13 protein-coding genes are annotated in these 9,650 nt (G+C 70.3%); 5 read left to right on the top strand and 8 right to left on the bottom strand.

Annotation, left to right across the window (positions count from 1 at the left end; genetic code table 11):
* Positions 1-46 precede the first annotated feature (46 nt).
* Together ABZ860_RS38245 and ABZ860_RS38250 are read right to left on the bottom strand one after the other, a co-directional pair.
* Entirely contained in the window at positions 47-649 is a 603-nt protein-coding gene (locus ABZ860_RS38245; RefSeq protein WP_357230154.1) for an ATP-dependent Clp protease proteolytic subunit, read from the bottom strand.
* A 139-nt stretch (positions 650-788) separates the two neighbouring features.
* Positions 789-1,736 (bottom strand): helix-turn-helix domain-containing protein, encoded by a 948-nt coding sequence (locus ABZ860_RS38250; RefSeq protein WP_357230156.1) that lies wholly within the window; start codon positions 1,734-1,736, stop codon positions 789-791.
* A gap of 71 nt (positions 1,737-1,807) precedes the next feature.
* On the opposite strand from ABZ860_RS38250, the gene ABZ860_RS38255 reads away from it, so the two are divergent.
* Entirely contained in the window at positions 1,808-2,140 is a 333-nt protein-coding gene (locus tag ABZ860_RS38255) for a cupin domain-containing protein (RefSeq protein ID WP_357230158.1), read from the top strand.
* A 143-nt stretch (positions 2,141-2,283) separates the two neighbouring features.
* Here ABZ860_RS38255 and ABZ860_RS38260 read toward each other — a convergent pair whose 3' ends face one another.
* Positions 2,284-2,868: a TetR/AcrR family transcriptional regulator gene (locus ABZ860_RS38260; protein ID WP_357230160.1), complete on the bottom strand. Its 585-nt coding sequence runs from the start codon at positions 2,866-2,868 to the stop codon at positions 2,284-2,286.
* 111 nt (positions 2,869-2,979) lie between these two features.
* On the opposite strand from ABZ860_RS38260, the gene ABZ860_RS38265 reads away from it, so the two are divergent.
* Positions 2,980-3,537, top strand: coding sequence for a hypothetical protein (locus ABZ860_RS38265; RefSeq protein WP_357230162.1), 558 nt, complete (start codon positions 2,980-2,982; stop codon positions 3,535-3,537).
* A 65-nt stretch (positions 3,538-3,602) separates the two neighbouring features.
* Here the strand turns inward: ABZ860_RS38265 and ABZ860_RS38270 are convergent, their stop codons facing one another.
* The 3 genes from ABZ860_RS38270 to ABZ860_RS38280 all read right to left on the bottom strand — a co-directional run bounded on the left by ABZ860_RS38270 (position 3,603) and on the right by ABZ860_RS38280 (position 6,031).
* Complete coding sequence (locus tag ABZ860_RS38270) at positions 3,603-3,926, bottom strand: hypothetical protein (RefSeq protein ID WP_357230164.1); 324 nt, start codon at positions 3,924-3,926, stop codon at positions 3,603-3,605.
* 237 nt (positions 3,927-4,163) lie between these two features.
* On the bottom strand, positions 4,164-5,549 hold the full coding sequence (locus tag ABZ860_RS38275) for a glycine--tRNA ligase (protein WP_357230166.1): 1,386 nt from the start codon (positions 5,547-5,549) through the stop codon (positions 4,164-4,166).
* Positions 5,550-5,713: 164 nt separating this feature from the next.
* On the bottom strand, positions 5,714-6,031 hold the full coding sequence (locus ABZ860_RS38280) for an antibiotic biosynthesis monooxygenase (RefSeq protein ID WP_357230168.1): 318 nt from the start codon (positions 6,029-6,031) through the stop codon (positions 5,714-5,716).
* A 120-nt stretch (positions 6,032-6,151) separates the two neighbouring features.
* On the opposite strand from ABZ860_RS38280, the gene ABZ860_RS38285 reads away from it, so the two are divergent.
* From ABZ860_RS38285 to ABZ860_RS38295, 3 genes are all read left to right on the top strand, one after another.
* Positions 6,152-6,574, top strand: a complete 423-nt coding sequence (locus tag ABZ860_RS38285; protein WP_357230170.1) for a DUF6703 family protein — start codon at positions 6,152-6,154, stop codon at positions 6,572-6,574.
* Between the two features lie 55 nt (positions 6,575-6,629).
* Complete coding sequence (locus ABZ860_RS38290) at positions 6,630-7,040, top strand: Fur family transcriptional regulator (protein ID WP_357230172.1); 411 nt, start codon at positions 6,630-6,632, stop codon at positions 7,038-7,040.
* 76 nt (positions 7,041-7,116) lie between these two features.
* The gene (locus tag ABZ860_RS38295) at positions 7,117-7,665 is read left to right on the top strand and encodes a CGNR zinc finger domain-containing protein (RefSeq protein ID WP_357230174.1); all 549 of its coding nucleotides are present in this window, start codon (positions 7,117-7,119) and stop codon (positions 7,663-7,665) included.
* 82 nt (positions 7,666-7,747) lie between these two features.
* On the opposite strand, the gene ABZ860_RS38300 is transcribed toward ABZ860_RS38295, so the two are convergent.
* Complete coding sequence (locus ABZ860_RS38300) at positions 7,748-8,545, bottom strand: isoprenyl transferase (RefSeq protein WP_357230176.1); 798 nt, start codon at positions 8,543-8,545, stop codon at positions 7,748-7,750.
* A 200-nt stretch (positions 8,546-8,745) separates the two neighbouring features.
* Complete coding sequence (gene recO / locus ABZ860_RS38305) at positions 8,746-9,513, bottom strand: DNA repair protein RecO (RefSeq protein WP_357230178.1); 768 nt, start codon at positions 9,511-9,513, stop codon at positions 8,746-8,748.
* Positions 9,514-9,650 lie beyond the last annotated feature (137 nt).

Genomic DNA, 9,650 nt, shown 5'->3' on the forward strand with positions numbered 1-9,650 from the left:
ACTGTGCCGCTCACTGTGCCGCTCACTGTGCCGCTCACTGTGCCGCTCACTGTGCCGTCCGCACGGCGCCGAGCCCGGCCACCACGTGGTCGACGATGCCGTACTCCCTGGCCTCCTCGGCGGTGAACCACCGGTCCCGGTCGGCGTCCGCCTCGATGCGTTCGAGCGGCTGACCGGTGTGGAAGGCGGTGCGCTCGGCCAGGCTCTTCTTCGTGTGCCGCATCTGCTCGGCCTGGATCGCGATGTCGGCCGCCGTGCCGCCGATGCCCCCCGACGGCTGGTGCATCATGATGCGGGCGTGCGGCAGGGCGTACCGCTTGCCCGGCGCGCCTGCGCACAACAGGAACTGCCCCATCGAGGCGGCCAGGCCCATGCCCACGGTGACGACGTCGTTCGGCACGTATTGCATGACGTCGTAAATCGCCAGACCGGCCGACACGGAACCACCGGGGGAATTGATGTAAAGGCTGATGTCCCGCGTGGAGTCCTCGGCGGTCAGCAGCAGCAGTTGCGAGCAGATCCGGTTGGCGATGTCGTCGTCGACCTCCTGGCCGAGCACGACGATCCGCCGTTCCAGCAGCTTACGGCCAAGATCGCCGGAGGCGAACCGGTCGGCGGCGGGGTCTCCCGAGCGGGCGTGGTGGTCCATCTGGTCTCCCTGTTCCGGTAGTCGAGTTATGCGGCGACATTAGTCCCGCAACCCGGGAAAGGGCGCATCCATTTCACCCTGAGCACATTTCGCCCTCAGCGCATTTCGCGCTGGGCGCATTTCGCCGCGGCGCCCCGCTTCAGGGCTCGGCCCGGAACGCCCGGCGGTAGGCACCCGGCGTCGTGCCCACGGCGGTGAGGAAGCGCCTGCGGAGGTTGGTGGCCGAGGAGAGCCCGGCACGGCGGGCGACGGCGTCCAGCGGCAGGTCGGAGGACTCCAGCAGGTCCCGGGCCGTGGCGATCCGCTGGGCGAGCAGCCACTGCCCGGGGCTGGTGCCGAGCTGCTCGGCGAACCGCCGGGCGAGGGTGCGCGCGGAGACGCCCGCGTGCGCGGCCATGTCCTCGACGGTCAGCGGTTCACCGAGTCTTGCGATGATCCACTCCAGCAACGGCGCGAGCGTGTCGTCGATCTGTGCGGGATGCGGCGCCGCCGAGTACTGCATCTGCCCGCCCTCGCGGTGGGGTGGCATGACCATGGTCCGTGCGATGTGTGCGGCATACCGGGCGCCCTGGTCGCGGCGGACCAGGTGCATGCACAGGTCGATGCCGGCCCCGGCGCCGGCGCTGGTGGCCACGTCGCCGTGGTCCACGTACAGCGGATCCGGGTCGACCCGGATGTGCGGGAAGCGCGCGGCGAGCTTGTCGGCCAGCGCCCAGTGGGTGGTCGCCCGCCGTCCGTCCAGCAGACCGGCGTGCGCCAGCAGGAAGGCCCCGGAGCAGATGCTCACCACCCGCGCGCCGCGGGCGTGCGCGCGGCGCAGTGCCCGGACGACCGCAGGCGAGGGCGGCTCGTCGACGGGCAGCCAGCCCGGGACGATCACGGTGTCCGCCCGGTCGAGCGCGTCCAGCCCGTCGGTCACGATCATGTCGTATCCGGCGTACGTCGCGACCGGGCCGGGGTGTTCCGTGCACACGCCGAAGGCGTACCGCACCGGAAGTCCCTGCCGCTCGATCCCGAACACCTGGGCCGCGCAGCCGAGTTCGAAGGTCGACTGCCGTGGACGGACAAGCGCCACCACTCGGTGCATGGCAGGAAAGTACCGCATGATGTCTTTCCTGACACTCGGCGCGGCCGCGGCCGCACGCCAGGCTGGCCCGCATGACGACAGAGCAGAACGCCTCCGCATTCGTGTGGTCCGCCGTCCGGGACACCCCGGCCCGTGAACTCTTCCCGGGCATCCGCGTGCGCCTGCTGTGGAGCGGGGACGGCGGCGCGAAGGCCGCCGTCCTGGAGATGGACCCGAACACGTGCTGGCAGGGAGTCGACGTCCACGAGCCGGGACCCGAAGAGGTCTTCGTGGTGTCCGGCACCTTCAACGACGGCTACCGGGACTACCCGGCGGGCTCCTTCATCCACGCTCCCGCGGGTTCGTCGCACATCCCGCAGACGACGACGGGCTGCACGCTGTTCCTCTTCTATCCCGAGGGCTAGGTCGAGTCCCCGGACATCGTCGGTGACAAGCGAGCGCCTTCCGGGGACCCCGAAAGGCGCTCGCCTGGCTCAGATGCGAGGCTCACTGAAGCGCCAGGGCCGGCATTCCCGCCGCGTCGAGCGACACGGTCGAAGGCAGGGGCTCAACTCCGGGTCGAGTTGCCGATGCCGATGACGGCCTGGCTGCTGCGGAGGAACGAGGCGGCGACGGTCGCCGGCCGGTCGAGGTATCCCGCGACCATGGCCCCATCGCGGATCAGCATCAGGTCGTCGGCGACCTCTCCGGAATTCGCGATGTCGAGCGGGGCGATGAGCTGTTCGAACGTCGTCTTGTTCCAGCGCCGATGCGCGTCAACGGCCTTGCGGATCGGGCTGTCCGGGTCAGGGTATTCGGCGGCGGCGTTGATGAAGGGACAGCCGCGGAAACCAGGCGCGCAGGCGATGACCCCGATCGCCTCGGAGATCACCCGCAGGGTGGCATCGACGTCGCCGTTGCCCTGCTTGATCGCCTCATCGATGCCGTCCCGCTCGAGTTCGGCGCGGCGTTCGAGGTAAGCGACGACGAGGTCGTCCTTGCTCTTGAAGTGTCGGTAGAACGTCACCTTCGTCGTGCCGGCGAGGTCGATGACCTTGTCGACGCTCACCGCGCGGAGCCCGTGCGCGTAGAACAGCTCGGTCGCCGCCTCAAGGAGGCGCTCACGCATGGGGCTGCTCATGCTCGAGATCATACGCGTCCCTCCTCTTCGTCCCTTGCGCCGGACCTCACCGCCGGGCTAGTGTCAGCGCCGGTAGAGTTACTAGTCATTCTACTTGCGTCCACTACTGAAAAGAGACAGAGGATGACCACCGTCACGGATACGAACGCCGGTCGCACTGCCACGGCGTTGCGGAACCTCTACCTGGTGCGATTCGGATTCGCCCTCGCCTGGGCGGCTCTGCTGCTCCTGACCGGGCCGGCTTCCGGCCCAGGGGGCGTGGCACTGCTCGTGATCTACCCGCTGTTCGACGTCGCCGCGGCCGTCATCGATCTGCGCTTCTCCAAAACCGCGCGCCCCGCCGCAGCCCTGTACGTCAACCTGGCCCTCAGCCTGCTCGCCGCCATCGGCCTGGCCGCCACGGCCGCCTCAAGCGTGCCCGCAACGCTGCGCATCTGGGGCGCTTGGGCGATCACCGCCGGAATCGTGCAGCTCATCGTGGCCGTCGGCCGCCGCAGGCTCGGCGGCCAATGGGCGATGATCCTCAGCGGGGCGATCTCCACGATCGCGGGGACGGGCTTCATCCTCCAGGCCGGTACGCCGACCGCATCGCTGACAAGCCTCGCCGGGTACGCGACCGTCGGCGGCGTCTTCTTCCTCATCTCCGCCCTGCGTCTGCACCGCACCGTCACGAGCATCTGAACCACCACGGACATCGTCGGTGACGAGCGAGCGCCTTCCGGGATCCCGGAAGGCGCTCGCGCCGCTCACGGCGCCAGGGCCTGGACCTCCAGCGGCGCGGTCAGCGCCCTGCTGCGGCCAGTTGCCGTAAGACCGCGTGGGCCCGGTCGGCCGAACTGGCAGGGGTCCAGCCGTCGTTGATCGCCGCGAGGCTCTCCCAGGAGGAACACGTACGACGTCGAGGCGGTCGCGTAGCGCCGGCAGGCGTAGCTGGACGAGGTGACGCAGCCGTCGGTGTCGTTGGCCGCGTAGACCATGTAGTAGACGCCGCCCCGCGTGAACATCCACGACGCCTCCCAGTAGTCGGTGAGGCCCTGCGGCGTGACGACCGAGCCATCCAGCTCGATCATGTTGGACTTGAGCTCGGCCGCCGGCACTCCCCGGTAGCCGTCGTACTCGATCAGCCCGTTACCGTCGTGGTCGTAGTAGGAGAGCCGGCCCTTGGCGTCGCCCTCGGCGTACTTGGCGAGATTGGCCGCGACGTCGGGCGGCCCGCCGTGGATCTGGTAACTGCGCCCGGCCGCTGTTGGACCAGTTGGCCGGGTCGCCTGTCCGGAAATCTCCGGACAGGCGCCTCGGCGCGATGATCAGTCGTTGAGGTGCTGGCGCAGGTACGACTCGACCTGGTCGAGCGCGACCCGCTGCTGGGCCATCGAGTCCCGCTCGCGGATCGTCACGGCCTGGTCCTCCAGGGTGTCGAAGTCGACCGTGATCGCGAACGGCGTGCCGATCTCGTCCTGGCGGCGGTAGCGGCGGCCGATGGCGCCCGCGTCGTCGAAGTCCACGTTCCACCGGCGGCGCAGCCGGGCCGCGAGGTCGCGGGCCTTCGGCGACAGGTCGGCGTTGCGCGACAGCGGCAGCACCGCGACCTTGACCGGGGCGAGGCGGTGGTCGAGGCGCATCACGGTCCGCTCCTCCATGACGCCCTTGGCGTTGGGCGCCTCGTCGACGGTGTAGGCGTCGAGGAGGAAGGTCAGCGTCGCGCGGTCCACACCGGCCGCCGGCTCGATGACGTACGGCACGTAGCGCTCGCCCGACTCCTGCTCGAAGAACGACAGGTCGGTGCCGGACGCCTTGCCGTGCGCGGTGAGGTCGAAGTCGGTGCGGTTGGCGATGCCCTCCAGCTCGCCCCACTCGCCGCCGGCGAAGTTGAAGCGATACTCGATGTCCACGGTCCGCTTCGAGTAGTGGGACAGCTTCTCCTTCGGGTGCTCGTAGAGCCGGAGGTTGTCCTTGTTGATGCCGAGGTCGACGTACCAGCGCAGGCGCTCGTCGATCCAGTACTGGTGCCACTCCTCGTCCGTGCCGGGCTTGACGAAGAACTCCATCTCCATCTGCTCGAACTCACGGGTGCGGAAGATGAAGTTGCCCGGCGTGATCTCGTTGCGGAACGACTTGCCGATCTGGCCGATGCCGAACGGAATCTTCTTGCGGGCCGACTGCTGGACGTTCAGGTAGTTGATGAAGATGCCCTGGGCGGTCTCCGGCCGCAGGTACGCCAGGCCCGACTCGTCCTCCACCGGGCCGAGGAACGTCTTCAGCAGGCCGCTGAACTGCTTGGGCTGGGTGAAGGCGCCCTTGTTGCCGCAGTTCGGGCAGGTGATGTCGGCCAGGCCGCCCGCCGGCTCGCTGCCGTGCTTGGCCTCGTACGCCTCGACGAGGTGGTCGGCGCGGTAGCGCTTGTGGCACGACTGGCACTCGGTGAGCGGGTCGGTGAAGGTGTCGACGTGGCCGCTGGCCTGCCAGACCTCGCGGGCGAGGATGACGCAGGAGTCGAGGCCGACGACGTCGTCGCGGCCCTGCACCATGGCCTTCCACCACTCGCGCTTCACGTTGTTCTTGAGCTCGACACCGAGGGGGCCGTAGTCCCAGGACGCCCGCAGGCCTCCGTAGATCTCGCTCGACGGGAAGACGAGCCCGCGGCGTTTGGCGAGGCTGACGATCGTTTCCAAGACGTCGGTGCGACGTGCCATCAGTGGAACTCCATCCGGCTGGGTGTCGGCGTTGAGATCGGGGTCAGCGGTGCGGTGCTCGCTGAAGCGGGCGGGCCGGCCCGGCCGCCGTGTCGCGGCTGCGGGACGTCCGGCCACCTGCCCGGATCCGTGCTCAAGCTTAGGGGAATCCGGCGCCCCCGCGCTCAAGCCTTGCCCACGGTCCCCGCGCCGGCTCCCTCGCCCGGGAGCGCGTAGACGCCCTCGAAGGCGCTGGGCTCGTTGATCATAAGGGTCATCAGCGGATACATCACCATGCGGGCCGCGGACAGGGCGCGCCGGTAGTAGCCCGCGCCCTCCCACTCGCTGACCACCGCCCACAGGGCCGGCTCGTCCACCGATCTGCCGATCTGCCCGCGCAGGTATCCCGGCTGCGCGGCCAGCAGGTCGAGGATGTCGCGCGCCTGGGCGGCGAACTCGTCGGCGCGGGCGCCCGGCACCGAGTAACGGATCACGGCGAGCATGCCGCCCAGCATGCCACCCCTCACGTACGCCCCGCCGGGGAGGGGGGCGGCGCGGGTGGAAGGAGCCCGCGGCGGACGGACAGGGCGAAGATTGGGGAGATGCGCACTAGGCTCGAACGCGTGGGAAGCGAAACCGAACCGCCGCGCCGTCAGGTGCCGGCCCATCCTCTGGCGAGGAAGCCTCCCGCCCGGGGGAACGCGGCGTCCCCGCGGGTGCGGCGGCCGCTGCCTCAGGGCGAGCAGTTCTTCACGCCCGGCGCGACCGGGCTGCGCGCGGCGGTCGAGCGCAAGAGCGCCGCACCGTTGGTCTTCCTGTTCCAGCAGCCCCGCTGGCTGGCTCCTGTGATCCTGGTGGCTCTGCTGATCGCCGGACTGGTGGTGCCCGACTGGCGTGGCGGGGTGGCCGTGCTTCCGGTGCTCGCGTTCATCGCCTGGCTGGCCTACCTGTCGTGGCCCTCGCTGCGTCCGGTGGGCCGGTTGCTGCGTGTGGCGGTCGCGACGTTCCTGGTCCTTCTCGCCGCCACCCGATTCGGCCTGATCTGACGCGAACCGGCCTAACCTGGTAGGTCGTAGGGCGAAGCCGTACACAGGAGTCCTGATGACGAAGAGCCGCGACGCCGTTCACGAGATCCTCCGCCAGAGCCGGGGGTTCCGCAGCGCGCAGGACGTGTTCGCCGAGATGCGCGCGGTCGGCTCGAAGATCGGCCTGACGACCGTGTACCGGGCGCTCCAGTCGCTCTCCGACGCCGGCCGGGTCGACGTGCTGCGCACGGACGAGGGCGAGTCGGTCTACCGGGCCTGCCAGACCGACACGCATCACCACCACCTCGTGTGCCGGGAGTGCGGGCGCACCATCGAGGTGGCCGGGCCTGACGTGGAGCGCTGGGCCGAGGTCGTCGGGGCCGAGCACGGCTTCATCGACGTCACCCACACCGTGGAGGTCTTCGGCACCTGTTCCTCGTGCGCGGAGGCGGCCGCGTCGCGCGTGGAGGCGGCCGGAAAGGGCTGACCCCGCCCCGCGCGGGCCGGCCGAGAGGTACGCTGCCTGCGCCGCGACAAGCCCGCCGCGACAAAAGGGAGATGGCGTGCCGTTCAGCCATGACATGGTGTACTCGCTGACGACGGTGGTGGACCTCATCAACACCGGCGCCGGCGAGCACGACGGGCTGGCCGAGGTCGGTGACCTGGAGGCGTTCGTCCGCAGGCGGGAGGTCAGCGGCGTCGGGGCGGTGACCCGGCGGGACCTCGCCGAGGTCCGGGCCCTGCGCGAGGAGTTCCACGCCGTGTTCACCGCGCCGGACCAGCCGACGGCGGTCGGCCTGCTCAACACGCTGCTGCAGCGCACCCGCATCACGCCGAGCCTCACCGAGCACGACGGCCATCCCCTCCACGTCCACTACTTCGCGCCGGACGCGTCGGTCGCCGAGCACCTGGCCGCCGACTGCGGCGTCGCGCTCGCCCACGTGCTGGTGGAGAACGAGCGGGATCGCCTGCGCACGTGCGCGGCGCCCGACTGCTCCCACGTCTTCGTGGACGAGTCGAGGAACCGCTCCCGGGTCTACTGCGACAGCCGCACCTGCGGGAACCGCATGCACGTCGCCGCGTACCGGGCCCGCCGCCGCGACGCCTCCTGACTCCGGGCCCCGCCACCGCACCCCGCCACCGCGCCGTGTCTCAGCGCCGTTGTCTCAGCGCCGTTGTCTCAGTGCCGTTGTCTCAGTGCCGGGCGGTGCCGGAGTTCTGGGCCACTTCGTTCGGAATCGCCCCGCCATACCTGCGGTCGCGCTTGGCGTAGATCTCGCACGCCTGCCACAGATCGCGCCGGTCGAAGTCGGGCCACAGCTGGTTGAGGAAGACCATCTCGGCGTACGCGGACTGCCAGAGCAGGAAGTTGGAGGTGCGCTGCTCGCCGGACGAGCGCACGAACAGATCCACGTCGGGGATCTCCGGCTCGTCCAGATAGCGGGCGAAGGTCTTCTCCGAGACCTTGTCGGGCTTGACCCGGCCCGCCGCGATATCGCGGGCGAGCCGCACGGCGGCGTCCACGATCTCCGCGCGGCCGCCGTAGTTCACGCAGAACTGGAGGGTCAGCGTGCTGTTGCCGACCGTCATCCGCTCGGCGTCCTCGAGCTCCTTGATCACGCTCTTCCAGAGCCGCCCGGGACGCCCGGCCCAGCGGACCCGCACGCCCATCGCGTTGAGCTGGTCACGCCGCCGGCGGATGACGTCGCGGTTGAACCCCATGAGGAAGCGCACCTCGTCGGGCGAGCGCCTCCAGTTCTCGGTGGAGAAGGCGTATGCCGACAGGTAGGGAATGCCGATCTCGATAGCGCCCTCGATGACGTCGAACAGCGACGCCTCGCCCATCTTGTGCCCCTCGGTCCTGGGCAGCCCGCGCGCCTTCGCCCAGCGGCCGTTGCCGTCCATGACGATCGCCACGTGTCGCGGCAGGAGGTCGCGCGGGATGGCGGGCGGGGTGGCACCGGACGGGTGCGGAGAGGGGGGACGGACCATGTACCGAGGGTATTGCGTCCGCACCGGTCCTCAGGCGCGGGAGACGTGCGGATCCCGTGCGGATTCGGTGCGCTCCCCACGTCACCGGGGGACGACCCCCGGACCCCCGCAAAGGCCGGTCAGATGACCCTCGCCTTACTTGCGGTCATCCGGCACGCGCACCCCCGGGGGACGACCCCCGGACCCCCGCAAAAGGCCGGTCAGATGATCCTCGCTTCGCTTGCGGTCATCTGACCCGGCCACTCTCGTTCCACGTGACGCAGCGAGCGGATGCCGTGCTCCAGGTGCCACTGCAGATACGCGGCGACCAAGCCGCTGCACTCGGCGCGGTGCCGGGGCTCGGAGGCGTCGGCCGCCGCCCAGTCGCCGCGCAGCAAGGCGATCATCAGCGCGATCGTCTCCGCGGCGGGCACCGCGGCGCCGGCCGGACGGCACGCGCCGCACACCACACCGCCGGCGACGATCGCGAAGGCGCGCACGGCCTCCGCGCCGCACCGCGCGCACTCCGACAGCGCGGGGGCGTAGCCCGCGACGGCCAGCGAGCGCAGGAAGAACGCGTCGAGCACCAGCCGGGCCTCGTGGCCGCCCTCGGCGAGCGTGCGCAGCCCGCCGACCAGCAGCAGGAACTGGCGCAGCGCCGGTTCCTTCTCCCCCACCGTCAGCCGGTCGGCCGTCTCCAGCATCGCGGTCCCCGCGGTGTACCTCGCATAGTCGGCCACGATCGCCTCGCCGTACGGATGCAGGGTCTCGACCTGGGTGATCACGTCGAGCGACCTGCCGCTGTGGAGTTGCAGGTCGACGTGGGAGAACGGCTCCAGGCGCGCGCCGAAGCGCGACATGGTCCTGCGCACGCCCTTGGCCACGCCGCGGACCTTGCCGGTGCGCCGGGTGAGGAGCGTGATGATGCGGTCGGCCTCACCCAGCTTCTGGGTGCGCAGCACGACGCCCTCGTCCCGGTAGAGGCTCACCCCGCCATCGTATGGGTGCGCGCCGGCGTCCGCCCCGCCGTACGGGCATCCGCCCCGTCGAGGGGCATGAATGGTGAAAATTCGGTAATGATCCGGCGACGATGCCGGGCGACGAACCCTCCCCAAGCTGTACATCC

Source organism: Microbispora sp. NPDC046973, from assembly GCF_040644495.1.
Taxonomy (GTDB): domain Bacteria; phylum Actinomycetota; class Actinomycetes; order Streptosporangiales; family Streptosporangiaceae; genus Microbispora.

Bases quoted from the DNA above. Each gene is read 5' to 3' on its own strand.
- ABZ860_RS38245 (WP_357230154.1), bottom strand. From the start codon at position 649: ATGGACCACCACGCCCGCTCGGGAGACCCCGCCGCCGACCGGTTCGCC.
- ABZ860_RS38250 (WP_357230156.1), bottom strand. From the start codon at position 1,736: ATGCACCGAGTGGTGGCGCTTGTCCGTCCACGGCAGTCGACCTTCGAA.
- ABZ860_RS38255 (WP_357230158.1), top strand. From the start codon at position 1,808: ATGACGACAGAGCAGAACGCCTCCGCATTCGTGTGGTCCGCCGTCCGG.
- ABZ860_RS38260 (WP_357230160.1), bottom strand. From the start codon at position 2,868: ATGATCTCGAGCATGAGCAGCCCCATGCGTGAGCGCCTCCTTGAGGCG.
- ABZ860_RS38265 (WP_357230162.1), top strand. From the start codon at position 2,980: ATGACCACCGTCACGGATACGAACGCCGGTCGCACTGCCACGGCGTTG.
- ABZ860_RS38270 (WP_357230164.1), bottom strand. From the start codon at position 3,926: ATGATCGAGCTGGATGGCTCGGTCGTCACGCCGCAGGGCCTCACCGAC.
- ABZ860_RS38275 (WP_357230166.1), bottom strand. From the start codon at position 5,549: ATGGCACGTCGCACCGACGTCTTGGAAACGATCGTCAGCCTCGCCAAA.
- ABZ860_RS38280 (WP_357230168.1), bottom strand. From the start codon at position 6,031: ATGCTCGCCGTGATCCGTTACTCGGTGCCGGGCGCCCGCGCCGACGAG.
- ABZ860_RS38290 (WP_357230172.1), top strand. From the start codon at position 6,630: ATGACGAAGAGCCGCGACGCCGTTCACGAGATCCTCCGCCAGAGCCGG.
- ABZ860_RS38300 (WP_357230176.1), bottom strand. From the start codon at position 8,545: ATGGTCCGTCCCCCCTCTCCGCACCCGTCCGGTGCCACCCCGCCCGCC.